The 24889-nt window shown below is 68.7% G+C and carries 24 protein-coding genes; 12 read left to right on the forward strand and 12 right to left on the reverse strand.

The genetic code is table 11. The features are described 5' to 3' along the window. Both NPA30_RS11790 and NPA30_RS11795 read right to left on the reverse strand, forming a co-directional pair. Positions 1-3032 (reverse strand): hypothetical protein (locus NPA30_RS11790; RefSeq protein ID WP_256802893.1); only part of this gene is annotated, 3032 nt, incomplete at its 3' end. A 275-nt stretch (positions 3033-3307) separates the two neighbouring features. Then, a complete protein-coding gene (locus tag NPA30_RS11795; RefSeq protein ID WP_256802894.1) occupies positions 3308-3574 on the reverse strand; it encodes a hypothetical protein in 267 nt (88 codons plus the stop codon). A 160-nt stretch (positions 3575-3734) separates the two neighbouring features. Between NPA30_RS11795 and guaB the strand changes: the two genes are divergently transcribed. Both guaB and NPA30_RS11805 read left to right on the forward strand, forming a co-directional pair. Next, positions 3735-5240 carry an IMP dehydrogenase gene (gene guaB, locus NPA30_RS11800; protein WP_256802895.1) on the forward strand — a complete coding sequence of 502 codons (1506 nt, stop codon included), beginning with the start codon at positions 3735-3737 and terminating at the stop codon, positions 5238-5240. Positions 5241-5266: 26 nt separating this feature from the next. Continuing rightward, the gene (locus NPA30_RS11805) at positions 5267-5689 is read left to right on the forward strand and encodes an MAPEG family protein (RefSeq protein ID WP_256802896.1); all 423 of its coding nucleotides are present in this window, start codon (positions 5267-5269) and stop codon (positions 5687-5689) included. 102 nt (positions 5690-5791) lie between these two features. Here NPA30_RS11805 and NPA30_RS11810 read toward each other — a convergent pair whose 3' ends face one another. Further along, positions 5792-6697 (reverse strand): LysR substrate-binding domain-containing protein, encoded by a 906-nt coding sequence (locus tag NPA30_RS11810; RefSeq protein ID WP_256802897.1) that lies wholly within the window; start codon positions 6695-6697, stop codon positions 5792-5794. Between the two features lie 108 nt (positions 6698-6805). Between NPA30_RS11810 and NPA30_RS11815 the strand changes: the two genes are divergently transcribed. From NPA30_RS11815 to NPA30_RS11845, 7 genes are all read left to right on the forward strand, one after another. Further along, positions 6806-8302, forward strand: coding sequence for a catalase (locus NPA30_RS11815; protein WP_256802898.1), 1497 nt, complete (start codon positions 6806-6808; stop codon positions 8300-8302). A gap of 449 nt (positions 8303-8751) precedes the next feature. Continuing rightward, positions 8752-9048, forward strand: a complete 297-nt coding sequence (locus tag NPA30_RS11820) for a type II toxin-antitoxin system Phd/YefM family antitoxin (RefSeq protein ID WP_256802899.1) — start codon at positions 8752-8754, stop codon at positions 9046-9048. Next, positions 9048-9455, forward strand: coding sequence for a type II toxin-antitoxin system VapC family toxin (locus NPA30_RS11825; protein WP_256802900.1), 408 nt, complete (start codon positions 9048-9050; stop codon positions 9453-9455). The genes NPA30_RS11820 and NPA30_RS11825 overlap by 1 nt, the downstream gene beginning before the upstream one ends. A gap of 102 nt (positions 9456-9557) precedes the next feature. Then, positions 9558-10856, forward strand: a complete 1299-nt coding sequence (locus NPA30_RS11830) for an RsmB/NOP family class I SAM-dependent RNA methyltransferase (RefSeq protein ID WP_256802901.1) — start codon at positions 9558-9560, stop codon at positions 10854-10856. Between the two features lie 10 nt (positions 10857-10866). Beyond that, a complete protein-coding gene (locus NPA30_RS11835) occupies positions 10867-11334 on the forward strand; it encodes a TspO/MBR family protein (protein WP_256802903.1) in 468 nt (155 codons plus the stop codon). A gap of 83 nt (positions 11335-11417) precedes the next feature. Beyond that, positions 11418-12074 (forward strand): 5'-methylthioadenosine/S-adenosylhomocysteine nucleosidase, encoded by a 657-nt coding sequence (locus tag NPA30_RS11840; protein ID WP_256802905.1) that lies wholly within the window; start codon positions 11418-11420, stop codon positions 12072-12074. Between the two features lie 78 nt (positions 12075-12152). Then, positions 12153-12824, forward strand: coding sequence for a hypothetical protein (locus tag NPA30_RS11845; protein WP_256802906.1), 672 nt, complete (start codon positions 12153-12155; stop codon positions 12822-12824). 93 nt (positions 12825-12917) lie between these two features. Here the strand turns inward: NPA30_RS11845 and NPA30_RS11850 are convergent, their stop codons facing one another. Further along, positions 12918-13409: a YciE/YciF ferroxidase family protein gene (locus NPA30_RS11850; protein WP_256802907.1), complete on the reverse strand. Its 492-nt coding sequence runs from the start codon at positions 13407-13409 to the stop codon at positions 12918-12920. Positions 13410-13570: 161 nt separating this feature from the next. Here NPA30_RS11850 and guaA point away from each other — a divergent pair, with 161 nt between their 5' ends. Then, on the forward strand, positions 13571-15127 hold the full coding sequence (guaA, locus tag NPA30_RS11855) for a glutamine-hydrolyzing GMP synthase (RefSeq protein WP_256802908.1): 1557 nt from the start codon (positions 13571-13573) through the stop codon (positions 15125-15127). 88 nt (positions 15128-15215) lie between these two features. Here the strand turns inward: guaA and NPA30_RS11860 are convergent, their stop codons facing one another. The 8 genes from NPA30_RS11860 to NPA30_RS11895 all read right to left on the reverse strand — a co-directional run bounded on the left by NPA30_RS11860 (position 15216) and on the right by NPA30_RS11895 (position 23393). Next, positions 15216-15653, reverse strand: a complete 438-nt coding sequence (locus NPA30_RS11860) for a hypothetical protein (protein ID WP_256802909.1) — start codon at positions 15651-15653, stop codon at positions 15216-15218. Between the two features lie 67 nt (positions 15654-15720). Continuing rightward, entirely contained in the window at positions 15721-16971 is a 1251-nt protein-coding gene (locus tag NPA30_RS11865; protein WP_256802910.1) for an NAD(P)/FAD-dependent oxidoreductase, read from the reverse strand. Between the two features lie 178 nt (positions 16972-17149). Then, on the reverse strand, positions 17150-18094 hold the full coding sequence (locus NPA30_RS11870; RefSeq protein WP_256802911.1) for a class A beta-lactamase-related serine hydrolase: 945 nt from the start codon (positions 18092-18094) through the stop codon (positions 17150-17152). Beyond that, on the reverse strand, positions 18091-19095 hold the full coding sequence (locus NPA30_RS11875) for an ABC transporter ATP-binding protein (RefSeq protein ID WP_256802912.1): 1005 nt from the start codon (positions 19093-19095) through the stop codon (positions 18091-18093). Before NPA30_RS11875 ends, NPA30_RS11870 begins: the two co-directional genes overlap by 4 nt. Beyond that, on the reverse strand, positions 19092-20075 hold the full coding sequence (locus tag NPA30_RS11880) for an ABC transporter ATP-binding protein (protein WP_256802913.1): 984 nt from the start codon (positions 20073-20075) through the stop codon (positions 19092-19094). The genes NPA30_RS11875 and NPA30_RS11880 overlap by 4 nt, the downstream gene beginning before the upstream one ends. A gap of 2 nt (positions 20076-20077) precedes the next feature. Further along, positions 20078-20893 carry an ABC transporter permease gene (locus tag NPA30_RS11885; RefSeq protein ID WP_256803244.1) on the reverse strand — a complete coding sequence of 272 codons (816 nt, stop codon included), beginning with the start codon at positions 20891-20893 and terminating at the stop codon, positions 20078-20080. 5 nt (positions 20894-20898) lie between these two features. Continuing rightward, positions 20899-21834: an ABC transporter permease gene (locus tag NPA30_RS11890; protein WP_256802914.1), complete on the reverse strand. Its 936-nt coding sequence runs from the start codon at positions 21832-21834 to the stop codon at positions 20899-20901. A 44-nt stretch (positions 21835-21878) separates the two neighbouring features. Then, positions 21879-23393, reverse strand: a complete 1515-nt coding sequence (locus NPA30_RS11895) for an ABC transporter substrate-binding protein (RefSeq protein WP_256802915.1) — start codon at positions 23391-23393, stop codon at positions 21879-21881. 134 nt (positions 23394-23527) lie between these two features. On the opposite strand from NPA30_RS11895, the gene NPA30_RS11900 reads away from it, so the two are divergent. Together NPA30_RS11900 and NPA30_RS11905 are read left to right on the forward strand one after the other, a co-directional pair. Next, entirely contained in the window at positions 23528-24397 is an 870-nt protein-coding gene (locus NPA30_RS11900; protein ID WP_256802916.1) for a LysR family transcriptional regulator, read from the forward strand. A gap of 207 nt (positions 24398-24604) precedes the next feature. After that, on the forward strand, positions 24605-24760 hold the full coding sequence (locus NPA30_RS11905) for a hypothetical protein (protein ID WP_256803267.1): 156 nt from the start codon (positions 24605-24607) through the stop codon (positions 24758-24760). Positions 24761-24889 lie beyond the last annotated feature (129 nt).

Below are 24889 nucleotides of genomic sequence, written 5' to 3' on the forward strand. Positions count from 1 at the left end.
AGATCGCCCGCGACGGGGAGGCCGAGATCGGCATCGAGGACGAGATCGGTGTCGGATGGATCGGACGGATCGCCCGCACCGTCGCCGGTGTCGAGCAGGCCATCTGTCAGGTCTGCCGCCGGATCGGAGAGGTCCGCGACCGCATCCGCAGTCGCCTCGACGCCGTCGCCGGTCGCTCCTGCGAGATCCAGGTTCACGTCGAGATCGAGGTCGATGTCGCCGACCAACGCCTCGACCGGGTCGAGCCCGACCTCGGCGTCCACCGCAAGATCGCCCAGGACGGGCAGGCCGAGGTCGCCATCGAGGACGAGATCGGTGTCGGATGGATCGGACGGATCGCCCGCACCGTCGCCGAGGTCGAGCAGGCCATCTGTCGGCTCGGCGACGGAGTCCGCCAGGTCCGCGACCGGGTCGGAGAGGTCCACGACCACGCCCGATATCGTTTCGACGCTGTCGAGCAGACCATCGGCGGTCGCGCTGAGGTCGCCGGTCGTCTGCGTGGCATCACCGACCGTTTCGACCCCGTCGCCGGTCGCTCCTGAGAGATCCAGGTCCGCGCCGAGATCGAGGTCGATGTCGCCGACCAGCGCCTCGACCGGGTCGAGCCCGACCTCGGCGTCCGCCGCGAGATCGCCCAGGACGGGGAGGCCGAGATCGGCGTCCAGCACGAGATCGGTGTTGGAGGGATTGGACGGATCGCCCGCACCGTCGCCGAGGTCGAGCAGGCCACTGGTCAGGTCTGCCGCCGGATCGGAGAGGTCCGCGACCGCATCGGCAGTCGCCTCGACGCCGTCGAGCACGCCATCGGCAGCCGCGCTGAGGTCGCCGGTCGCCTGTGGAACATCACCGACCGTTTCGACGCCGTCGCCGGTCGCTCCTGCGAGATCCAGGTCCGCGCCGAGATCGAGGTCGATGTCGCCGACCAGCGCCTCGACCGGGTCGAGCCCGACCTCGGCATCGGCCGTAAGATCGCCCAGGACAGGCAGGCCGAGATCGGCATCGAGGACAAGATCGGTGTCGGACGGATCGGACGGATCGCCCGCACCATCGCCGCCGGTGTCGAGCACGCCATCGGCGGTCGCGCTGAGGTCGTCGGTCGACTGCGGGGCAACGCCGACCGTTTCGACGCCGTCGCCGGTCGCTCCTGCGAGATCCAGGTCCGCGCCGAGATCGAGGTCGATGTCGCCGACCAGCGCCTCGACCGGGTCGAGGCCGACCTCGGCATCGGCCGTAAGATCGCCCGCGACGGGGAGGCCGAGATCGGCATCGAGGACGAGATCGGTGTCGGATGGATCGGACGGATCGCCCGCACCGTCGCCGGTGTCGAGCAGGCCATCTGTCAGGTCTGCCGCCGGATCGGAGAGGTCCGCGACCGCATCCGCAGTCGCCTCGACGCCGTCGCCGGTCGCTCCTGCGAGATCCAGGTTCACGTCGAGATCGAGGTCGATGTCGCCGACCAACGCCTCGACCGGGTCGAGCCCGACCTCGGCGTCCACCGCAAGATCGCCCAGGACGGGCAGGCCGAGGTCGCCATCGAGGACGAGATCGGTGTCGGATGGATCGGACGGATCGCCCGCACCGTCGCCGAGGTCGAGCAGGCCATCTGTCGGCTCGGCGACGGAGTCCGCCAGGTCCGCGACCGGGTCGGAGAGGTCCACGACCACGCCCGATATCGTTTCGACGCTGTCGAGCAGACCATCGGCGGTCGCGCTGAGGTCGCCGGTCGTCTGCGTGGCATCACCGACCGTTTCGACCCCGTCGCCGGTCGCTCCTGAGAGATCCAGGTCCGCGCCGAGATCGAGGTCGATGTCGCCGACCAGCGCCTCGACCGGGTCGAGCCCGACCTCGGCATCGACCGTGAGATCGCCCAGGACAGGCAGGCCGAGATTGGCGTCCAGCACGAGATCGGTGTCGGACGGATCGCCCGCACCGTCGCCGGTGTCGAGCAGGCTATCTGCCAGCTCGGCGACGGGGTCCGCCAGGTCCGCGACCGGGTCGGAGAGGTCCACGACCACGTCCGATGTCGTTTCGACGTCGTCGAGCACGCCATCGGCAGCCGCGCTGAGGTCGCCGGTCGTCTGTGTGGCATCGCCGACTGTTTTGACGCCGTCGCCGGTCGCTCCTGAGAGATCCAGGTCCACGCCGAGATCGAGGTCGATGTCGCCGACCAGCGCCTCGACCGGGTCGAGCCCGACCTCGGCGTCCGCCGTGAGATCGTCCAAGACAGGCAGGCCGAGATCGGCATCGAGGACAAGATCGGTGTCGGATGGTTCGCTTGCGTCGATCGGTCCGGACCCCTCACCGACCTCGCCATCACCGACAGGATCGTCGGCCTGATCGCTCGCGGGATCGGGTCCCTCGGCGACACTCGCGGTCGCGTCGACGCCATCGGTCGCCAAATCCAACACCGGAGGCGCCTCCGGGGTCGGATCGGCGCCCGGCTCCCCGTCCGGCAGCGGATCTGCGACGGAGGGCTCGTCATCGCTCGACCCGGGACCGATGGACGCTTCCTCGAACGACGCGCTGCCGGGCTCCTCCTGCGGCGGGTCGGCGGGACGACCGGTTGCCGTCGCCGTCTCCTGCACGGCGCCGACGGTTTCGAAGAGACCCGTCGGCGCGTTCGCCGTTGCGGAGAACGTCTCACCGGAACGCGCGATCACGGAGGCGGAAGCGTCGAGTGCTGACCCTGCGAGCGGCACCTCCGGCGCTCCCGAACCGATTTCTGGTCGCGGTGCGGCGCGCTCCCGCTGGAGCGACTCCCCGCCCGGTGCTTCCACGCCCATAACACCGTCTGCGACGTTCGACGTGCTGGTGGCGCCACGCGCTTCCTGAGATGCGGCATCTGCCGCGACAGTGGTGACTGTTGCCAGCCGGGCTGCGTCGCTTGCATCGAGAGCGGGCGCGTCGCTCGATCCCTCGGCGATCGACGAGGTCTCGACGTCCGCGCCCGCCAGCGCGCCGGCGCTGTCGAAAAGATCGAGAGATTCGTAGATCTTCGACTCGAGCGCGGACGGATTGCTGGTGTTCGACATGAGGGCCTCCTCGCCATGCTATACCGAGGAGATCTGAACTATATCTTTAAGCAGTAAGAGGAAAAAGATAAGTACATGATGATTACTGGTGGCAGAACTATCAGATATGCGTACAGTCACGACCATCGACTGCTTCGATAAGGTCCTCGTCGTGCGCGCTCAGGCGGGAGGGTCGGGCGCAGAGCGGATCAGGGCGCCTGGATGCGCCGACGCCGCCAGGGCTTCGGGCGCCAGAATGCGTGGCCGCATCGCCGCGGCGAACAGGACGCAACCGCTCAGCGCGAGCAGCCGATCTCCCGCATGATCGCCGCAACCTCGGCGCGTGAGCGGCAGACGTTCTCGCAGGGGATGCCGTCGCTGTCTCCGTCGGCTCCGGGATGACGACCGGCGCACCAGGCGACCACGGCCTCGCGGCAGGTCCGGTAGCTCTTGCAGGAGGCTGCGAGACTCTCGCCGAGGCAGCAGGCGGTGAGGAGGGCGGCGAGAGCGAGGCGAAGCAGGACCCGGCGCCTGCCGCCTGCGAACCGAGGCGATGCAATCATAGGATGTCCTTAGTCTTCCGAGGTTGCGGGCGTCAAGGCGCCGGGGCCGGCACCGCCGTGCCTGCTTCCCAACCGGCCCCGCCCGTGCTAGCAGCCCGTGCCATCCTTTCATCGGCCGATGGTTCGCCGAAACCGTCGCAGCCTCATCCGCAGGACTGGCATGGCCCGCATCATCGAGACAGCGACGGGCGCGATGGCGCTCACCTTCGACGACGTCCTCCTGCAGCCCGGGCACTCCGAGGTGATGCCGGGCCAGGTCGACATCCGCACGCGCATCACCCGCACGCTGAAGCTCAACATCCCGATCCTCTCGGCGGCGATGGACACCGTCACCGAGTCGCGCCTCGCCATCGCGATGGCGCAGGCCGGCGGCATCGGGATCATCCACCGCAACCTCAAGCCGGCCGAGCAGGCCGAAGAGGTGCGGCAGGTGAAGAAGTTCGAGAGCGGCATGGTGGTCAATCCGGTGACCATCGGCCCGGACGCGACGCTCGGCGATGCCCGCGCCCTGATGCAGCGCCACCACATCTCGGGCATTCCGGTGGTCGAGAACGGCGGTATCGGCGGCCAGACCAAGGGTCGGCTGGTCGGCATCCTGACCAATCGCGACGTGCGCTTCGCCTCCGACGACTCGCAGCCGATCCACGAGCTGATGACGCGCGACCGCCTGATCACCGTGCGCGAGACGGTCGACCAGGAGGAGGCCAAGCGCCTGCTGCACACCCACCGCATCGAGAAGCTGCTGGTGGTCGACCACGAGGGCCAGTGCATCGGCCTCATCACCGTCAAGGACATCGAGAAGAGCCAGCTCAACCCGAACGCCTCCAAGGACGCGCAGGGCCGCCTGCTGGCCGGCGCGGCGATCAGCGTCGGCGACGACGGGATCGAGCGGGCCGAGCGGCTGATCGACGCCGGCATCGACCTCATCATCGTCGACACCGCCCATGGCCACTCGCAGCGGGTGCTCGAGGCGGTCGGCACCGTCAAGCGCATGTCGAACCACGTGCAGGTGATCGCCGGCAACGTCGCGACGCCGGAGGGCACGCAGGCGCTGATCGACGCCGGTGCCGACGCGGTGAAGGTCGGCATCGGCCCCGGCTCGATCTGCACCACGCGCATCGTCGCCGGCGTCGGCGTGCCGCAGCTCTCGGCGATCATGGGCGCGGCGGAGGCGGCGGACCGGCAGGACGTGCCGGTGATCGCCGATGGCGGCATCAAGTTCTCGGGCGATCTCGCCAAGGCGCTCGCCGCCGGTGCTTCGGCCGCGATGATCGGCTCGCTGCTGGCCGGCACCGAGGAGAGCCCGGGTGAGGTCTACCTGCACCAGGGCCGCTCCTTCAAAGCCTATCGCGGCATGGGCTCGGTCGGCGCGATGGCGCGCGGCTCGGCCGACCGCTACTTCCAGGCCGAGGTGCGCGACACCCTGAAGCTGGTGCCGGAGGGTATCGAGGGCCAGGTGCCGTACAAGGGTGCGACCTCAGCCGTGCTGCACCAGCTGACGGGCGGCCTGCGGGCGGCCATGGGCTATGTCGGCGCCGGGGACCTGCAGAGCTTCCGCGAGCGCGCGACCTTCGTGCGCATCACCAATGCGGGCCTGCGCGAGAGCCACGCCCACGACGTGACCATCACGCGCGAAAGTCCGAACTATCCGGGCGCCGGCGGCTGACGCGACGCCCATAAGGGGAGACGGCGATGCCCGGCAATCCGGCGATCTTCTGGCCGATGATCCTGCAGGCGTTCCTGACGCTTGCGGTCTACGCGGTGCTGTTCGTGCGCCGCCGCGGCGCCGCGCGGGCCGGCGGCGACTTCGAGGTGATGGCCAACGGCGGCGCGGAGCCGGCCGGGTGCCGTCTCGCCAGCCGCAATCTCGCCAACCAGTACGAGCTGCCGGTGCTCTTCTACGCGGCCTGCCTGGCGCTGCACGCCACCAACGGCGCGTCCTGGCTGGCAGTGGCGCTCGCCTGGGTCTTCGCCCTGACGCGTCTCGTCCACGCCGCCATCCACCTCACGGTCAATCACGTGCCGGCTCGCGGCGCAGCCTTCATCGTCGGCTATGTCTGCGTCGGCCTGCTCTGGTGCCTCCTGGCGCTGCACCTGCTGGCGCCGGCCGCCTGAGCCCGGCCGTCGCGCCTTGCGCACGAATGCCGTTCTCCGGGACGGGCCGACGCGACGGCCTCCGGCCGCGACGGCCCGTGGCGCTGCCGCGGCGTCGCCGGATCAGTCGGTGTCCGCACGAACGGGGGCGAGACTGTCACGCAAAAGATCCGCCAGCGCCTCGAAGTCGGCACGGCGCGCGGCCGAGCGGCGGAAGCTGAGCGCCAGGGTGCGCGACGGCGCCGGCTCGGCGAGCGGCAGGAAGGCGATGCCGCCAGCCATCCGCTCGGACTCGACCGCGAGTTCAGGGATCAGCGTGATCCCAAGACCACCCGCCACCATGCGCAGGATCGTCGTCAGGCTGGTCGCGCCGAAGCTCGCCAGCCGTCCGGCTCCGGCGATCTCGCACACCTTCAGCGCCTGGTCGCGCAGGCAATGCCCCTCCTCGAGCAGGATCAGCTTCTCGTCCTTGAGACGCGCCAGCGGCACCGGCGTGCCGAAGCGGGCCTGCGCGGCCTCCGGCACGGCGAGATGGAAGCGGTCGACGGCAAGCTCGATGTGGTCGAGCCCCGCCTGTTCCACCGGCAGGGCGAGCACCACGCAATCGAGTTCGCCGGCTTCCAGGCCATCGATGAGGGCCGCCGTGACGCTCTCGCGCACCTCCAGCTCGAGCTGCGGATGGCGCTCGGCCGCAGCCGGGAGCAGGGTGGGCAGGAGGTAGGGCGCGACCGAAGCGATGACGCCGATCTTCAGGCGGCTCTGGAGGAGAGCCGGCCGTGCGGCGAGCGCCTCGAGATCGCGCACCTCGGTCAAGATGCGGCGGATCCGCTCGCCGAGGGCGGCCCCCTCGGCGGTCGCAATCAGGCCGTTGCTGCGGCGCTCGAACAGCGTCGTGCCGAAGAAGGCCTCCATCTGCGCGATCTGCGCCGACAGCGCGGGCTGGCTGATGTTGAGCCGGCGCGCGGCACGGCCGAAATGCAGGGCCTCGGCGAGGACTTCGAAGTAGCGCATCTGCCGGATGGTGATCATCGTGATAGGATAAACTGATCAGCGAGGCACGAAAATACGATTTGAAACTATCGGGTCGATGTGGTGCAAGGCGCCTGGAACCGTTCCAGACAGGGAAGGCAGGCCCAGATGGCTGACAGACTGACGACGACGGCCGGCGCGCCGCTTTCGAGCAACCAGAACTCCAAGACGGTCGGCCGCAACGGCCCGGTGCTGCTCGAGGACTACCAGCTGATCGAGAAGCTGGCCCACCAGAACCGCGAGCGCATCCCCGAGCGCGTCGTGCACGCCAAGGGCTGGGGTGCGTTCGGCACGCTGACCGTCACCGAGGACGTGTCGAAGTACAGCCGCGCCAAGGTGCTGCAGCCGGGCGCCAAGACCGACATGCTCGCTCGCTTCTCGACCGTCGCCGGCGAGCAGGGCGCGGCCGATGCCGAGCGCGACGTGCGCGGCTTCGCGCTGAAGTTCTACACCGAGGAGGGCAACTGGGACATCGTCGGCAACAACACGCCGGTGTTCTTCGTCGCCGACCCCTACAAGTTCCCCGACTTCATCCACACGCAGAAGCGCCACCCGCGCACCAACCTGCGCTCGGCGACCGCGATGTGGGACTTCTGGTCGCTCTGCCCGGAGTCGCTGCACCAGGTGACGATCCTGATGTCGGATCGCGGTATCCCGGTCGACCCCTCGCGCATGAACGGCTACGGCTCGCACACCTTCTCGCTCTGGAACGACAAGGGCGAGCGCTTCTGGGTGAAGTTCCACTTCAAGACCCGGCAGGGCCACAAGATCTACACCAATGCCGAGGCCGAACAGGTCATCGCCAAGTCGCGCGAGAGCTATCAGGAAGCGCTCTACGGCATGATCGAGGCCGGCAGCTTCCCGCAGTGGGACTTCTTCATCCAGGCGATGCCGGAGGGTGAAGAGGAAGAATTCGAGAAGAAGACCGGCTGGTCGGCCTTCGACCTCACCAAGGTCTGGCCGCACGGGATGTACCCGCTGATCAAGGTCGGCGTGATGGAGCTGAACCGCAATCCGGAGAACTACTTCTCCGACATCGAGCAGTCGGCCTTCAATCCGTCCAACGTCGTTCCGGGCATCGGCTTCTCGCCGGACAAGATGCTGCAGGGCCGCCTGTTCTCCTATCCGGACGCACACCGCTACCGGATCGGCACGCACTACGAGTCGCTCGCGGTGAACAAGCCGAAGAGCCCGGTGAATCACTATCACCGCGACGGCACGATGCCCTTCGGCCTCAGGACCAACCCCGACGCCTATTACGAGCCGAACTCGTTCGACGGCCCGGTCGAGGATCCCTCGGTGGAGGAGCCGCCGCACCGCTATGCCGGTCAGGTCGCCCGCTACGACTATCGCGGCGAGGCGGACCACTACTCGCAGCCGCGGGCGCTGTTCGAGCTCTTCGACGATGGCCAGAAGCAGCGGCTGTTCCACAACATCGCCGGCGCGATGCAGGGCGTGCCGCAGTTCATCGTCGACCGGCAGCTGGCGCATTTCGACAAGGTGCATGCCGACTACGGTGCGGGCGTGCGCAAGGCGATCGCCGAGCAGACCCGCGACGACGCCGAGGCGAGCCTTTCGACCAGCCACAGCGCTGCTGCAGAGTAAGCCTCGGCCGGCCGAAGGGTGGCCGGTGCGACAGAATAGGAGAGGCCGGGGGCGATCCCGGCCTCTTTGCATTCGCAAGGACGTCCGCTCGGGAGGATCGAGCCTCCCGACAGCTGACGGCGCGCGGCGCAGGGTCCTGCCAATGTCTCCCGCGCCCTACGGCGTTATTCCCCTCCCGCAACGCGGGATAGGGCGGATGGGAGCATAAGCGAGCAGCCGGGTGAGGGCCTGCAAAAGGTCCTTCTCATCCGCCTGCCGGCACCTACTCCCCGACGGGGAGACGGCCACGGCGTCGTTTTCAGCCGACCGTCGCACCTGTGCGCTCGGCCGCCGCGTCGCGAGCGTGACCGGGTCGCCTTCCCCGATATCCGATAGCACCAAGCGCGTCGGCATCGTTGAAGCCGCACGCCGTCCGGCCTAGTCTTTCTCTCGCACGCGGAGTTTGTCTGATGGGCAATCAGTGGACCTTGCAGGACGCAACGAACGAGTTCCCGGCGGTGGTCGAGGCTGCGCAGGGCGGGGCGCCGCAGCACGTCACCCGGCAGGGCGTGGAGGCCGTGGTCGTGCTTTCCGCCGAGGAGTATCGCCGGCTTATGGCGCTGGATGCAGGACGAGAGCCAAAGCGGGATTTCGTCGAGTTTCTGTTTAGTGCTCCTAAGTTGCCGGATGGACTAGAGGATCTCTTCGAACCGGAAGAGCGCCCGAAGATCGTTATGCGCGGTAGTCCATTTCGAGAGGGCGACTGATGTATCTCCTCGACACGATGGTGGTGTCGGAGAGTTTCAAGCGCCAGCCGAACGAGCATGTCCGCCGTTGGCTGGACGGAACGAGGCGCGATCGGCTCTTCATCAGCGTCATCTCGTTCGGAGAGATTGCGGATGGCGTCGTGCGGGCTCGGAAGAAGGACCCTGCCTTCGCCGCTCGACTCGCAAGTTGGGCGGCTTCAATGCAAGCCGAGTTCGGCGCGCGAACGATCCCGTTCGACCTCCCCGCTGCGATCTGTTGGGGAGACCTCTACGCGGAACTCGGCCGCCAGGATCTCGATCTCCTGATCGCCGCGACGGCCCTGACACACGACCTGACGGTCGTCACCCGCAACGTCCGGCACTTCGAACCGACCGGCGTCCGGCTTCTCGATGCCTACGAGGCTTGACCTCGACCCCGTCCGGCGGGCATCCGGGTCCACCAATGGCAGGCTCCTGAGAGCCTCGCCCGACCGCGCGCCCTGCGCGGCGACAGATTCAAGGACACGCCCATGCGCCTCGGCGGCCGCATCTCCGCTGCGATCGACGTTCTGACCGACATCGACACCCGGCACCGTCCGGTCGCCGACGCGCTCAAGGACTGGGGCCTGTCGCACCGCTTCGCCGGCTCGGGCGACCGCGCCGCGATCGGCAACCTCGTCTACGACGTCCTGCGCCGGAAGCGCTCGCTCGGCTGGCGCATCGGCGACGACACCCCGCCCGCGCTGGTCTACGCCGCACTTCTCGACGGCTACGGCCAGACCGGCGCCTCACTCGAGGCGGTGCTTGCTGGCGACCGCTTCGCGCCCGAACCCCTTGCGCCCGACATGGCCGAAACCTTCGCCGCGCGCGCGCTTGCCGGCGCGCCTCCGGCGGTCCAGGCCGACATACCCGATTGGCTTTCCAGGGAACTCGAGGCGCAGTTCGGCGAGGCATGGATCGCCGAGGCGCAGGCACTGGCCGAGCGCCCGCCGCTCGATCTGCGGGCCAACCGGCTGAAGGCGGATCGCGACAAGGTGCTGAAGGCGCTCGACGGGGAGGGTGCTCTGCCGTCCCGGCTGGCGCCGGATGGCGTACGCATCGCGCCGATCGCCGGCGACGGACGGCATCCGAACGTGCAGGTCGAGGCTGCCTTCCAGAAGGGCTGGTTCGAGATCCAGGACGAGGGGTCGCAACTGGCCGCCCTCCTTTCGGGCGCCGCCAGCGGCGAACAGGTCCTGGACCTGTGCGCCGGCGCCGGCGGCAAGACCCTCGCGCTCGCCGCCCAGATGGACAACCACGGCCAGGTCCACGCCTATGACAGCGACAAGCAGCGCCTCGCGCCGATCTACGAGCGCCTGAACCGTGCCGGTGCGCGCAACGTCCAGGTCCATCCGCCCCGGGCCGATCTCGCCGACCTGCAGGGCAGGATGGACCTCGTCCTCGTCGACGCGCCTTGCACCGGGACGGGGACATGGCGGCGCCGTCCGGATGCGAAATGGCGGCTCTCCGACGCCGCGCTCTCGCGACGCACCGACGAGCAGGATCGCGTGCTGGACCAGGCGACGAGCTTCGTCAGACCGGGCGGCCGTCTGGTCTATGTCACCTGCTCCATGCTGCGCAGCGAAAACGCAGCACGCGTCGAGGCGCTGCTTGCGCGCAACCCCGAGATCTCGGTGCTCGATGCCGCCGCGGCATGGGGCGAGCGGGTCGGCTCTGACGCCGGGGCCGATGCCCTCGTCCAGCCCATCGCCGGGGGGAGCGTGTTGACGATGACGCCCCGGCGCACCGGCACCGACGGCTTCTTCGTCGCCATCCTCCAGCGCCGGTGAATTGACCGACATGTCCAGGCCCTCCCGATCCGCAGCATGGCCGACGCTCGCCGGCTTCCTTCTCCTCACCGTCGGCGGCGGACTTGCCATCGGCTACTCGATCCAGCCCGGCAGCTGGTATGCGGGTCTGGCCAAACCGTTCTTCACGCCGCCGAACTGGCTCTTCGCGCCCGCCTGGACGATCCTCTACGTGCTCGTTGCCATCGCCGGATGGCGCGTCTGGCGGGTGGCTGCCGGCACGGCCACGCGGCTCTGGGCGCTGCAGCTCGCGCTCAACTTCCTCTGGACGCCGGTCTTCTTCGGTCTGCACCGCATGGGCGCCGGTCTCGCCATCCTGCTCCTGCTCCTCGTCACGATCCTCGGCTTCGTGCGCACCGCATTTTCTGCAGATCGCATCGCGGCGCTCCTCTTCCTGCCCTACGCCCTCTGGGTGGCCTATGCCTCGGCGCTCAACGCGGCGCTGTACATCCTGAACTGAGGCGGCGCCCGTCCGCTTTTCCGGCTGCGGGTTTCATGCTCTCTTCGCACCGCCGCATGGGTGCGGCATGAGAGGCCGCGGCGATGAGCGAGTTGGATCCGGGCACCATCGATGCGGCAACCGAGATGCTGGGCGGACGGCGGGTGCTGTTCGTCATGGCGGCGAGCGCCGAGTATGGGGCGCATCTGAAGGCGCGGATCCGGCCGCTGATGACCGGGGTCGGGCCGATCGAGGCGGCGCTCGCGACCGGCGTCGCGCTGCAGACGCTGACGATGGCCGGCGACAAGCCGGAGCTCGTGGTGTCGCTGGGATCGGCCGGGTCGCGCACGCTGGATCAGGGGCACGTCTACCAGGCCTCGTCCGTATCCTGGCGCGACATCGACGCCTCCCCGCTCGGTTTCGTGAAGGGCGTCACGCCCTTTCTCGATCATCCGGTCGACACGCCGTTGCCGACCCCGATCCCGAGCGTGCCGACGGCCCGCTTGTCGACCGGCTCCGACATCGTCACCGGGCTCGGCTACCACCGCGTCGATGCCGACATGGTGGACATGGAGACCTTCGCGGTGCTACGCGCCTGCCAGCGCTTCGCCCTTCCGCTGGTCGCCCTGCGGGGCATCTCCGACGGGGCCGCCGACCTCCACCACTACGACGACTGGACGACGCTCCTCCACGTGGTGGACGAGCGGTTGGCGGATGCGGTGGACCGGCTGGCCGTCGCGATCGAAGCGAAGCTTCTGTGACGTTCGCTGCAGCGCAGCGATCCAGCTTCGATCCATAAAGGCCGGTTAGCGTCCCCCTCGCCGGACCGGCTGTGCGAGATGTGGCGCAGGCTCCGGCTGGGAACGCGCGGCATCGAGTCTGGTGGTCTGCTGCCGTTCATCTTGCATCGCAAACGGACATCGGAGCGCAGCCAAATGTCGGATCTCGCAAGAGAGCGGCCCGCGCCACCTGAATCGATCCGCCGCCGCCCGGTGCAGGGCATGACGGCGCTCGCGCTGCTTTTCGGCTCGGCCTTGCTCGGCCTGGCCGGCTGCAGCACCGTCAACACCTACAGCTCGGTGGAGCAGGCGCGGACGCTGCTCCTCGGATTCTCACGCGACGACGTGCTGATGTGCGCTGGCTTCCCGAACCGCAAGCAGGTCGACGGCGACAACGAGATCTGGAGCTACGAGTCCAGCGAGAATCCCGGCGGCGCGTCGATCTCGACCACCCCGCTGTTCTTCGGTCTCGCCAATGCCTCGATCAACTACTCGCCCGGGGGTAGCTGCAAGGTGCAGATGCGCTTCGTCGACGGCAAGCTGCAGCGCGTGGCCTATGCCGGCAACAACGACTCGAGCACGGGCCGGGACACGATGTGTACGCCCGTCGTCGACGACTGCGTGAACTACGCCCACGAGGGCTATCGCATCCTGCCTCCGCCGGTGTTGCCGCCGCCGGACACCGGGGAGCCGCCGCGCTCGTGGAAAAATCCGGGGCCGGACAGCCGCTGAGCGGGCCGTTCCACCCGTACGTCGCGGAATTGCTGCGCAGCAATTCCAGTCGGAGTGAGAGGGCCGGCCAGCGGCCGACCCCTCCATCCTATCTTAGGCGGCCTTCTTGTTGACCGCGCTCTCGCCGAGCTTGCTGAGCGCCGAATCCGTCGCCTTCTCCTGCTCGAGCGTCTCCTCGAGCAGCGACACCACCTCCCCGTGGCCGAGGGTCTTGGCCCACGAGATCAGCGTGCCGTAGCGCGAGATCTCGTAGTGCTCCACCGCCTGGGCCGCCGCGAGCATCGCCGCGTCGAGGGTCTGTTCGTCCTCGACCTCCTCCATCAGCTCCTGGGCCTCTTCGATGATGCCCTCGATCGCCTGGCACTTCACGGCCTTCGACTTCTTGCCGAGGGCCTCGAAGACCTGGTCGAGACGCTCGACCTGGCCCTTGGTCTCCTCGAGATGCTTCTCGAACGCGCCCTTCAGCTCGCTCGAAGCGGCCTTCTTGGCCATCTTCGGCAGCGCCTTCACGATCTGTTTCTCGGCATAGTAGATGTCCTGCAGCGTGTGCAGGAAGAGGTCGTCCAGAGTCTTCACGCTTGCCATCGTTGTTCTCCAAGTCGGCGTCATGCCGAAGTGGCGACTCAACGAAGTTGTGATGGCTATGTTCCCGCCCAGTATTGCCGGCGCGCACCGGTTTTTCGCGGCGGCGCACTCGGCCGTGGCGGCTGCTTGCAAGGCTTGCAGGAGCAGCTTAAACGCTCGCCATGACGACCCATCCCGACTCCGTCCTCATCGTCGACTTCGGCTCCCAGGTGACGCAGCTGATCGCGCGCCGCGTGCGCGAGGCCGGCGTCTATTCCGAGATCGTGCCCTTCCAGTCCGCCGACGAGGCGCTGACCCGGCTGAAGCCGAAGGCGATCATCCTGTCCGGTTCGCCCGCGTCCTCCATCGACGCGGACTCGCCCCGGGCGCCGGCGGCGATCTTCGAGGCCGGGCTCCCGGTGCTCGGCATCTGCTATGGTCAGCAGACGATGTGCGCGCAGCTCGGCGGGCGGATCGAGGGCGGCCTCCACCGCGAGTTCGGCCGCGCTTTCGTCGAGGTGAAGAAGCCCTCGCCACTGTTCGACGGCATCTGGGCCGAAGGCACGCGGCATCAGGTCTGGATGAGCCACGGCGACCGCGTGACGGCCTTGCCCGACGGGTTCGACATCGTCGCCGTGTCGCCCGGCGCGCCCTTCGCCGCGATCGCCGACGAGCGCCGCCGTTTCTACGGCGTACAGTTCCACCCGGAGGTCGCGCACACGCCGGATGGCGGGCGGCTCCTGTCGAACTTCGTGCATCGCATCGCCAAGCTGCCGGGCGACTGGACGATGGCCGCCTTCCGCGAGCAGGCGATCGAGGACATCCGGAAGAAGGTCGGCTCCGGCCGGGTGATCTGCGGTCTCTCCGGCGGCGTCGACTCGGCCGTCGCAGCCGTTCTCATCCATGAGGCGATCGGCGAGCAGCTGACCTGCATCTTCGTCGATCACGGCCTTCTCCGGTTGAACGAGGCGGAGGAGGTCGTCTCGCTGTTCCGCGAGCATTACAACATCCCGCTCGTCCACGTGCAGGCGGAGGACACCTTCCTCGAGGCGCTGGCTGGCGTCAGCGATCCCGAGGTCAAGCGAAAGACCATCGGCCGCCTGTTCATCGAGACCTTCGAGGCCGAGGCGAAGAAGCTCGGCGGCGCGGACTTCCTCGCGCAGGGTACGCTCTACCCGGACGTGATCGAGAGCGTCTCCTTCACCGGCGGTCCCTCCGTCACCATCAAGTCGCACCACAATGTCGGCGGCCTGCCCGAGCGGATGAACATGCAGCTCGTCGAGCCGCTGCGCGAGCTCTTCAAGGACGAGGTGCGGGTGCTCGGCCGCGAGCTCGGCCTGCCCGAGAGCTTCGTCGGCCGCCACCCCTTCCCGGGTCCGGGCCTTGCCATCCGCGTACCCGGCGCGATCACCCGCGACAAGCTCGAGATCCTGCGCCAGGCCGACGCGGTCTATCTCGACGAGATCCGCAAGGCCGGGCTCTACGACGCCATCTGGCAGGCCTTCGCCGTGCTCCTTCCGGTGCAGACGGTCGGCGTGATGGGCGACGGGCGCACCTACGACTATGCCTGCGCGCTGCGCGCCGTGACCTCGGTCGACGGCATGACGGCCGACTTCTATCCCTTCGACATGGAGTTTCTCGGCGCCGCCGCGACGCGGATCATCAACGAGGTGCGCGGCATCAACCGGGTCGTCTACGACGTGACGTCGAAGCCGCCGGGGACGATCGAGTGGGAATGAATGAGGCCCGTCCAGACGTCGCGGTCGAAGCGTAGATCGTCGTAATGTTCTCCAACCTCGTCGAGTCCTGCTCCGGGCCGGACGCGCTCTAGAACAGCCCGATCGCAGGTTCGCCGGAGGGCGCGGCGTTGGCCCCGCGGGGTTGCGTCGGCATGTCGGTCGCGCGCGGTGCGGCCATGACTTGGGTATCGTACAGCGCGTCAGGCGATCTGCTGCAGCCGGCTGCCGTCCGCGGCGTCCGGCGAGCGCAGGAGATCGCGGATGCCGCGCCGGCCACCTCAAGCATCCCCCGCTCGACGTGCCCGCTCTGCTGGCGCACGATGTCCTGGAACTGCACGCAGCCCGCCAGCCTGGATCGGGACGTTGAGGCGGTCGCGGCCATTTGCCGGATCGGTTCCGCCCGACCCGGCACGATGTCGGAGAAGCGCTCGAGCGGCGCCGCTTCCTGTCCCAAAGAGTCGGCCGTTGACTCATCGGCCCCAGGAGCGGCGCCGGCCGACGGTGCATCGTCGGCTGCAGCCTGCATGCGCTCCTCTGCCTGCGCGACCGGCTTTGCCGCCGCTGGCGATGAGCCGGATCGCGCCGGATGTGCCCTAGCCGAAGCGATCGGCCCGGTAGGGGGACGGGTCGAGGAACGGCGGCGAACCGGTGACGAGTTCGGCGACGAGGCGGCCGCTCGCCGGCCCGATCGTCAGGCCGTGGTGGGCATGCCCGAAGTTGAACCACAGCCCGTCGTGGCGATGCGCGGCGCCGATCACCGGCCGCATGTCGGGCAGGCAGGGCCGGCGTCCGAGCCACGGCGTCGACTCGACCGGCTCGCCCAGCGGCAGCAGTTGGCGGGCCCGCCGCTCGGCGTGGGCGATCTGGCGTGCATCCGCGGGCCGGTCGGCGCGGGCGAACTCGATGCCGGTGGTCAGCCGGACTCCCTGACGCATCGGTGCGAGAACGTAGCCGGCCTCTTCGTCGACCATGGCGTGGCGCAGCCGCACCCCCTCGGGCAAGGCGAAGTGCCTGTGGTAGCCACGCTTGATGCCGAGCGGAATCCGGTAGCCGAGCCGGCGAAACACCAGCCCCGCCTGGGGACCCAGGGCCACGACGACATCCCGGGCGCGGACCTCGCCGTGCGCGCTCTCCACCGACCAGGACCGCGACGTCTCGGCGAGGGTGGCGGCGTCGCCGACGAGGATGCGGCCACCGCGCCGCTCGAACAGCCGGGCGTAGCGCTTCGTCAGTTCGCCGGGATCGCGCACCGTCTTCGGGTCCAGCCAGTGAACCGCGCCATGGATGCCGTCCCGGCCTGTCGTCATCGAGGGCTCGAGGGCCGACAACGCCGCCCCGTCGAGCAGCGCCAGCCGGAGGCCGTAGGGCGCCAGCGCGTCCGTCTCTGCGACCGCCGCCTGGAATCGCCGCGGCGTCCGGTAGGCGGCGATCCACCCGTCCGCCCGCACCAGGTCGCCGGCGCCGGCCGCTTCGATGAAGGCCTCGTGTTCGCTGACGCTCGCCTCGATGAGGGGGAGCATCGCCCGGGTGGCGGCTTGAAGGTTGCGCGGCGAGGACTGTCGCCAGTAGCGCAGGAGAAAAGGAACGGCCCCAAGCAGGTCGCGGGGCTCGTACCGGACGTCCGAGGAGCGATTGAGGGCATAGCGCAACAGGGTGGTGACGCTGCGCGGGAAGGCGTAGGGGACGACGCTCGACCGCTCGATCAGCCCGGCATTGCCGTAGCTCGTTCCTTCGCCGGGCTGGCCGCGGTCGACGAGCGCGACGTCGCGGCCGAGCGCCTGCAGGTGCAGCGCGGTGGAGACGCCGACGATCCCGGCCCCGAGGACGACGACGTCGGCCTTCATCCGTTCCTCTCGCACGCGGCGCGCCGGACACCGCCCTCGACTGCGCCGACCACGGGTCGGCGTCGCAAGGGAGGCTTGCTGCCGGCCATCCTGCCACAGGTGGAACCGGTGGCGATACCGACATCGCGGGGCTCTCGCGAAACGTCGGCGCCCGTCCAGAGCACGATGCCGGAGTCGCTCATGTCGAGAAGGCCTCGAACAACAGGCGCCCGATCTCCGGGAAGGCACGGGGGTTGTCCTCGCAGAGGCCTTTGCCGCGCGTCATCAGCGAGATCACGAGAGGAACGCCGTCGGCCGGGATCGTCCGGATGAGGTCGTGCTTGTGATAGGCGACGCGGGCGTCGCCCGTCCAGGCGAGCCGGCCCGCCTTGCTCCAGAGCGGCAGGCCCGCCGGGATTCCGCCGCCGAGATAGGTGTCCACCTGGAACAGGGGATTGCCGGCATCGGGACCGCGACGGTCGCGCACGAGAATGTCCTGTGCCCGGCGGCGGGCATCCGGGGAGAGGGGCAGGCCGTCGCCGAAGAGTTCGGCGAAGAGCCGGGCGGCGGCCAGCGGCGTCAGGGCGTTCATGTTCTCGCCCTCGATCCCGGCATAGCGCGCCTCGCGGCCGTAGCGCATGTCGTCCATCAGCTTCTGCGTGATGTTCGAGGTCGCAAATTCCGGCCAGCCCAGCGCCTGGAAGAAGCGGTTGAGGCCGTCGCGGCGGTGCCGCCACTCGTCCCACGCCGGCCCGTCCAGCAGGGTGTCGCCGGTGGTCCCGGTGATGATGTCGATGACGTAGTTCGTCGCCATGTTGGACGACCACAGGATCATGTCGCGCAGCGCACGGTCGAGTTCGGCATGCGGTGCGATGCGCCCCTCGTCGAGGAGCGCCAGGGCGTGCACGAGGTGGAAGGCCTTCACCACGCTGCACGGATAGCAGCGCCAGTCGCCGCGATAGGAGAAGCCCGTTGGACGCAAGCTGGCGTCGCCGCGGAGGACGACGAGGCCGAACCCGTCGGCGGTCAGTCCGGCCCCGGCGAACCGGTCCAGCAGCAGGGCCACCGCCGTCCGTCCTGCGGTCTCCATCGCCGGGGTGGTGTCGAAGAAGGTGGCGCCAGGCGCCACCGCGCTTTCGGTCATGTCAGATCGCTCCGAGAGGAGGTTTGGATGGATGCCGCGGCGAGAGGCGGTGCCTTCCAGCAGCGCACCAGCCCGCCGCCCGCGGCGTCGGTCAGGAGCTGCGGGGTCTCGCATCGCGGCTCGGCGAACCGGCAGCGGCTGGCGAAGCGGCAGCCGTCGATGACGGCGTAGGGATCGGGCATCTCGCCTCCGAGCGCGACGCGGGGTTCGCCGCGCCGTCGGGCGATGTCCGGGACGGCCTCCATGAGACCGGCGGTGTAGGGGTGCTGCGGCTGGTCGAAGAGCCGGTCGACCGGTGCGAGCTCGACCACCTCGCCGAGATACATCACCGCGACCCGGTCGCAGAGATGCCGAATGACCTGCATGTCATGCGAGATGAAGAGGATCGTGATGCCGGTGTCGGCCGAGAGCCGCTGCAGCAGGTTGATGATCTGTGCCTGTACGGAGGCGTCGAGGGCGGAAACCGGCTCGTCGGCGACGAGGATCTGCGGGCGCGGGCACAGGGCGCGGGCGATGGACACGCGCTGTCGCTGGCCGCCGGACAGCGCGTGCGGATACTTGTCCGCCGTCTCCGCCGGCAGGCCGACGCGCCGCAGCGCCTCGCCGGCTTCGGCGCGCCGCTCCGCGGCCGACAGGTCGCGGTGGTAGTGGGCAACGACTTCCTCGAGGAGCGCCCCGATCGTCATCCGCGGGTTCAGCGACGAATACGGGTCCTGGAACACCATCTGGATCCGTCCGGCGGGATCGGGCCCCTGCATCGGAGTGCCATCGAACAGGACCGCGCCCTCATCGGCCGCCTGCAGGCCGACGGCGAGCCGGGCCAGCGTGCTCTTGCCGCAGCCGGACTCGCCGACGATGCCGAGGGTCTCGCCGCGGTCGACGCTGAGATCGACGTGATGCACCGCCCGGAGCACGGCCGGTGGTCGGCGCAGGACGGCGTCGGCGAGGCTGCGGCGGGCCGGGAAGTGCCGCGACACGTCGCGGAACTCGAGGAGGGTCATCGCACACCTTCCAGGAGGCAGGCGTCGGCGTGCAGCGGCGCGGCGCGGTCGTGCAGCATCAGCGGCGGCGGCGGTCCGGCGCGGCAGACCTCCGCGGCCTGCGGGCAGCGCGGCGCGAAGCGACAGCCGGGCGGCGGGGCCGTCAGGCTCGGCGGCGTGCCTTCGATCGGCGCCAACGGCTTGCCGCGCATCGCGCGGGAGGGCAGGGCCGAGAGCAGGGCGCGCGTGTAGGGATGACGGGGCGAAGCGAGAACGGTCGCCGTCGAACCGGTCTCGACGAAGCGTCCGCCATACATGACCGCGACGCGGTCGCAGATCTCGGCGACGACTCCGAGATCGTGGGTCACCAGGATGATCGCCGTTCCGGTGGCGGCGCAGCGTTCGAGGAGCAGGCGCAGGATCTGGTCCTGGACGGTGACGTCGAGGGCCGTCGTCGGCTCGTCGGCGATGATCAGGCGCGGCCGCAGCGCCAGCGCCATCGCGATCACGACCCGCTGGCGAAGCCCGCCGGAGAGCTCGTGCGGCCAGGCATCCAGCCGCCGCTCCGGCGAGGTGACATGGACGTCGCGCAGGAGCTGGAGCGCGATCGCGCGCGCCTCGCGCCGCGACACCCTCCGATGACGCTCGACCACCTCCGCGATCTGCCGTCCGATGCGCATGGTGGGGTTGAGCGCCGTCAGCGGGTCCTGGAAGATGAAGGCGACGTCCCGGCCGCGGATCCGGGCGAGCTCGCGTTCGGGCAGGGTCGCAAGGTCGCCACTGCCGTCGAGGCGAACGGAGCCGCCGGCGATGCGGGCGTCGGCGCCGCCGAAGAGGCGGACGATGGACCGGCAGGTCGCCGACTTGCCGCAGCCGCTTTCCCCGACGATGCCGAAGATCTCGCCGGCATTGACGTCGAAGCTGACGCCGTCGACCGCCCGCGCGGTTCCGCCGGGGCCATGGAATTCGGTGACAAGGTTCTGGACCGACAAGAGCGCCATGATCAGCCCCTTGGTTGCAGGGCGGCGGCGAGGCCCTCGCCGAGCAGCGCGAAGGCGACGCCGACGAAGGCGATCGCAAGGCCCGGGAAAATCGTCATCCACGGCGCATCCCGCATGTAGTCGACGCTCTCGACGATCAGGAGACCCCATTCGGGGGCCGGCGGCTGGACGCCGAGGCCGAAGAAGGACAGCGCAGCGACCGCCTGCACCGTGAGCACCAGATCGGACATCGAGTAGACGATGGCCGGCGTCACCGCGTTCGGGAGGATGTGCCGGAGCATCGTGCGCGCCGGGCCGAACCGCAGGATGCTCAGCGCCTGGACATATTCGAGCCGCGCGATGACCAGGGTCTCACCGCGGACGATGCGCGCATAGCCGATCCAGTTCACCAGGAAGAAGGCGATGTAGAGATTGCCCTCGCCGGGGCCGAGGACGCCGACGATGGTGAGAACGAGGACGTAGAAGGGAAAGGCCCAGACCACGTCGGTGAGCCGCATCAGCGCGACGTCGATCCAGCCGCCGAAATATCCGGCGCACAGCCCGACGAGGATCCCGAGGAGCATGGGCCCGAACACGCAGGTGGTGGCCAGCCGGAGGTCGTAGGCGGCTCCCGCGAGGACGCGGGTGAAGATGTCGCGGCCGAAATTGTCGGTGCCGAACCAGTGCGTCGCATCCGGCGGCAGCAGGGCGTTGCCGAAGTCGAGCGCATAGGGATCGTAGGGCGAGACCAGCGGCGTCGCCACCACCGCGATCAGCAGCGCGAGGAGCATGACGAGGCCGCCGAGTCCCGCGGGACTGCGGAGCAGACGGTGGAGCATGGGCTTCACGTCAGCCTCGCTCTCGGGTCGGCAAGGGCATAGGCGATGTCGGTGAGGAGATTGACGAGAACGACGAGGACGGCGAAGCACACCGTCAGCCCGCGGATGACCGGGAAGTCACGCGCCTGGATCGCGTCGACGAGCAGGCCGCCGAGGCCGGGCACGGCGAAGATCTTCTCGACCACGACCGTGCCGCCGATGATCCAGCTGACCCGCACGCCGATGACCGAGATGGTCGAGATCAGGCTGTTGCGCAGGATGTGGCGGCGGAACACCTGGCTCGCGCTGAGGCCCTTGGCGCGGGCGGTGTCGACATAGTCCGCCTTCATCGTGTCGATGAGCGTCGCGCGGAGGCTCTGCTCGATCAGCGCGGCGGTCGACAGGCCGACGACGAGCGCCGGAAGGAACAGCCGGTGCAGGTTCTGGAGCACGCCGGTGCCGAGACCGCCGGTCGGAAACAGGCCAAGCCGCAGTGACGCCTCGAGGATCAGCACGAAGCACAGCCAGAACGGCGGCATGGCGAGGAGAAGCACGAACAGCTGGCGGATCAGGACGTCGGCCAGGCGCCCTCGCCGGAGCGCCGCGAGAATCGCGAAGGGCAGCGCGATGGCAAGGCCGATGCAGGTGGAATAGAGCGCCAGCGCCAGGGTGACCGGCAGGCGCTCCAGCACCAGTCGCGACACCGGCAGCTTGTAGAACAGCGAGAAGCCGAAGCTGCCGGTGGCGCAGTCGCGGAGGAAGATGAGGTACTGTTGCCAGAGCGGCAGATCGAGGCCCCACAGCCGGCGCATGGCCGCAAGGTCCTCGGCGCTCGCCCGGGTGCCCATCGCATGCTCCACCGGATCGCCCGGCATGACCTGCAGGAGCAGGAAGCTGAGGATCGTGATCCCGAACAGCACCGGCACGAGCATCATCACACGCTGGAGGATCAATCGGAGCATGATCGAGACCGGTCCTCGTGACCAGCGCTTTCGGACGCGTCGCGTCAGTCGGCGAAGGTGACGTCCTCGAGACGGAAGTTCGACGTCGGCAGGATCTCGAAGCCCTTGACGTCGTCATGCACCGCCCAGGCGGACGCGGGGTGGTAGAGGAAGATGTCCGGCGCGCCTTCCTTGAACAGGCGGATCATCTCTTGGAACTGCTGGCCGCGTTTGTCGCCGTCGACGGTCGATCGCTCTTCGGCATAGAGCGCGTTCAGCTGCTCGTTCTTCCACTGCGTGTGGTAGGCGTTCGCCCGCTCGGGATTGACCGCGAGGAAGCCGATCAGCTGGTCGGGGTCGATGGTATCGGAGGTCGCGAAGCTCAGCGCCGTCTCGTAGTTGCCGGCCTTGGTGGTCTCCCACATGGTGCCACCCTCGATCATCTGGATGTCGATCTTGACGCCCACGGCGCCGAGCATGGCCTGCAGGGCGACGGCGACGTTGCGGTGGGCGGCGTTGCTGGAGTTGACGAGCATGGTGGTGCTGAAGCCGTTGCCGAGGCCGGCCTCGGCCAGCAGCGCCTTCGCCTTCGCCGGATCGTAGGGATAGGGCTCCAGGCCCGGATCGGCATAGGCCATCACCGGCATGGCGGTCGCCGCCACCTTGCCGGCGCCGTAGAGGACGCCTTTGATCAGTCCTTCCTTGTCGACCGCGTAGTTCAGCGCCTGACGAACCTTCTCCTGGTCGAACGGGGGCTTGGTGGTGTTGAGCATGACGAAGTCGCTGCGATAGGGCACGACCTGGCCGACGCTGATGCCGTCTTTGGCCTCGAGTGCCTTCATCTGGTTCAGCGGCGGATCGAGAATGAGGTCGGATTCGCCCGCCTCGAGCTTGAGGACGCGGGCCGCTCCCTCGGCCACGATGTCGAGTTCGGCTCCTTCGATGCCGGGCTTGCCCGCCTGCCAGTAGTTCGGGTTGGCGGCAAGGACGATCTTCGAGCCGCGCGACCATTGCTTCAGGACGAAGGGACCGGAGCCGACCGGATGCTCGAAGAAGGCATCGCCTTCGGCCTCCAGCTTGGCCTTCGGCAGGATCGCGGCCGAGAACAGCGCGAGGTTGTTGAAGGCGGGCGTGAACGGCTTGTCCAGCGTCATGACGATCTCGTGGTCGCCCTGGATCTTGAAGCCGGTGATGGGCCGGAAGAAGCGGCCCCAGTCCGACTTCTCCGATGCGGCGCGACGCAGCGAGTATTCGACGTCCTGGGGCGTCACAGGCGTTCCGTCGGAGAACTTCGCCTCGCGCAGCTGAAAGGTCAGCGTGAGGCCGTCGGGCGAGACGGTCCAGGATTTGGCCAATCCCGGCTCGAGGCCGGTGCCGGCTTTGTCGGGCCGGATCAGGGTGTCGTAGATCAGGAGCTGGGTCCAGATCGAGCCGTTGTCGCTGGTGGCGATGGGATCGAAGGACACCGCATCGGTGCCCATGGCAACACGAAGCGTGCGGGCCTCGGCAGAGGCGGACAGGGCAAGGCTCGAGACGGCGAGGCAGCCGGCCAACAGGAACGCCTTCATTCTCTCTCTCATCGCATTCTCCTAACGCGCATTGCAGACGATTCTGACGCTTTATTGGGCAGCGGGAAACTTTGTGCTGTGACGCTAGCACGACGAATTTCCGCGCGGTAATAATAACGCGATGGTGTTCAATCGACTGGCTGATAATGAACCTGCGTGAGCTCGAGCTTTTCGGCACCCTGATGCGTGTCGGCACCACGATCGAGACCGCGCGGGTCCTGCGCATGTCGCAGCCGAGCGTCAGCGGCCATCTCAAGCGGCTGGAGGCGCGGATCGGCTTCTCGCTGTTCCACCGGGTCGGCAACAGGCTCGAACCCACCGCGGAGGCGCATCAGCTCTTCGCGGACGCCGGACCGATCTTTGCGACGCACACGCAGATCCGGGGGCGGCTTGGCGAACTCTCCGTGCAGGCGGTGCGGCCCGTCGCCATCTCGGCGACACCTGCCGTGGTCGAGGGCTATCTCGGCGCGCTGCTGTCCAGCGCCGGATACGAGGATTGGCAGAAGCGCCTGCATCTTCGCGTCACGGAGCCGGAGATCGACGTGCGGACCGGCTGGGCGGACATCGGCTTCCAGATGGCGGTCCCTCCCAAGGCGGAGTTCCACACCGAGGAGCTCGCACGAATTCCGATGCACGCGGTGTTCCGGCGCCAGCACCCGCTGGCATCCCGCCGGACACTGCGCCTTGCCGACCTCGCCGGTCTTCCCCTGGTCTGCTACAATCCAGGCTTCTCGCCTATGGGAGCGGCCATCCGGGATGCGTTCGAGGCACAGGGACTGTCCTACGACCCCAGCTGCATCGTGCCCTTCTCCTCCACCGTGTGCCATCTCGTCGAAACCTGCGGCGGGCTCGGCATCATCGACGAGCTGACGGTCTCGCGCCTGCGCTCCCCGGAGCTGCTCACCCGGCCGGTGATCGATATTCCGACCCTGGGGCTGATGGCCTTCCATCGACGCAACGAGCCGCTTCGCGCCGCCGTGCACGATCTGCTCGAGGCGCTCCTCAGACGCGGCTGAGGCCTCGCCGGCGCATCCTGTGGAGCGGCGACGAGGCCTGCGGCCCATCCCGGAGCGGCGGACCGGGTCGAGTCGAGACGTCGGGATCGTTGCGCGGCACGGTCGGATGCTCAGTCCGGCAACGACAGCCCGCAGGATCCTTCCGTCGCGGTCGACGAGCCACCGCCGCAGGCGCCGTTCGTCGACCTCTGGTTCTACGAGGTGCCGGTGCATGCCGACATCCCGCACCTCGATGTCGTCATTCTCGATCGTCCGGACGCCGTGTCGTCGCTGATGAAGGCAAGGCGCAGCGGCGAGATCGGCTCTGCGGCGTGGCCGCCGCCATCGGATGCAACGGGGGCCGATATTTCGAGAAGCGCCTAGAACGCTTAGCTCCATCGCGCCGCTGCCGGTCTGTCTCCCCCGCTATGACCTCAGTCTTCTGTCGAGCGGATCGCATGCGATTTCACCAATAAAGTGCATGCGATCGTGGCGGTGAAGCGATTGAGATAG

Source organism: Mangrovibrevibacter kandeliae (genome assembly GCF_024519155.1).
Taxonomy (GTDB): domain Bacteria; phylum Pseudomonadota; class Alphaproteobacteria; order Rhizobiales; family Rhizobiaceae; genus Mangrovibrevibacter; species Mangrovibrevibacter kandeliae.

Coding starts and splice junctions, on each gene's coding strand:
- NPA30_RS11845 (WP_256802906.1), top strand. CDS start 12,153: ATGTGGCGCAGGCTCCGGCTGGGAACGCGCGGCATCGAGTCTGGTGGT.
- NPA30_RS11885 (WP_256803244.1), bottom strand. CDS start 20,893: ATGCTCCACCGTCTGCTCCGCAGTCCCGCGGGACTCGGCGGCCTCGTC.
- NPA30_RS11795 (WP_256802894.1), bottom strand. CDS start 3,574: ATGATTGCATCGCCTCGGTTCGCAGGCGGCAGGCGCCGGGTCCTGCTT.
- NPA30_RS11850 (WP_256802907.1), bottom strand. CDS start 13,409: ATGGCAAGCGTGAAGACTCTGGACGACCTCTTCCTGCACACGCTGCAG.
- NPA30_RS11835 (WP_256802903.1), top strand. CDS start 10,867: ATGTCCAGGCCCTCCCGATCCGCAGCATGGCCGACGCTCGCCGGCTTC.
- NPA30_RS11830 (WP_256802901.1), top strand. CDS start 9,558: ATGCGCCTCGGCGGCCGCATCTCCGCTGCGATCGACGTTCTGACCGAC.
- NPA30_RS11895 (WP_256802915.1), bottom strand. CDS start 23,393: ATGAGAGAGAGAATGAAGGCGTTCCTGTTGGCCGGCTGCCTCGCCGTC.
- NPA30_RS11875 (WP_256802912.1), bottom strand. CDS start 19,095: ATGACCCTCCTCGAGTTCCGCGACGTGTCGCGGCACTTCCCGGCCCGC.
- NPA30_RS11840 (WP_256802905.1), top strand. CDS start 11,418: ATGAGCGAGTTGGATCCGGGCACCATCGATGCGGCAACCGAGATGCTG.
- NPA30_RS11825 (WP_256802900.1), top strand. CDS start 9,048: ATGTATCTCCTCGACACGATGGTGGTGTCGGAGAGTTTCAAGCGCCAG.
- NPA30_RS11890 (WP_256802914.1), bottom strand. CDS start 21,834: ATGCTCCGATTGATCCTCCAGCGTGTGATGATGCTCGTGCCGGTGCTG.
- guaA (WP_256802908.1), top strand. CDS start 13,571: ATGACGACCCATCCCGACTCCGTCCTCATCGTCGACTTCGGCTCCCAG.
- NPA30_RS11810 (WP_256802897.1), bottom strand. CDS start 6,697: ATGATCACCATCCGGCAGATGCGCTACTTCGAAGTCCTCGCCGAGGCC.
- NPA30_RS11865 (WP_256802910.1), bottom strand. CDS start 16,971: ATGAAGGCCGACGTCGTCGTCCTCGGGGCCGGGATCGTCGGCGTCTCC.
- NPA30_RS11860 (WP_256802909.1), bottom strand. CDS start 15,653: ATGCAGGCTGCAGCCGACGATGCACCGTCGGCCGGCGCCGCTCCTGGG.
- guaB (WP_256802895.1), top strand. CDS start 3,735: ATGGCCCGCATCATCGAGACAGCGACGGGCGCGATGGCGCTCACCTTC.
- NPA30_RS11880 (WP_256802913.1), bottom strand. CDS start 20,075: ATGGCGCTCTTGTCGGTCCAGAACCTTGTCACCGAATTCCATGGCCCC.
- NPA30_RS11900 (WP_256802916.1), top strand. CDS start 23,528: ATGAACCTGCGTGAGCTCGAGCTTTTCGGCACCCTGATGCGTGTCGGC.
- NPA30_RS11820 (WP_256802899.1), top strand. CDS start 8,752: ATGGGCAATCAGTGGACCTTGCAGGACGCAACGAACGAGTTCCCGGCG.
- NPA30_RS11815 (WP_256802898.1), top strand. CDS start 6,806: ATGGCTGACAGACTGACGACGACGGCCGGCGCGCCGCTTTCGAGCAAC.
- NPA30_RS11805 (WP_256802896.1), top strand. CDS start 5,267: ATGCCCGGCAATCCGGCGATCTTCTGGCCGATGATCCTGCAGGCGTTC.
- NPA30_RS11870 (WP_256802911.1), bottom strand. CDS start 18,094: ATGACCGAAAGCGCGGTGGCGCCTGGCGCCACCTTCTTCGACACCACC.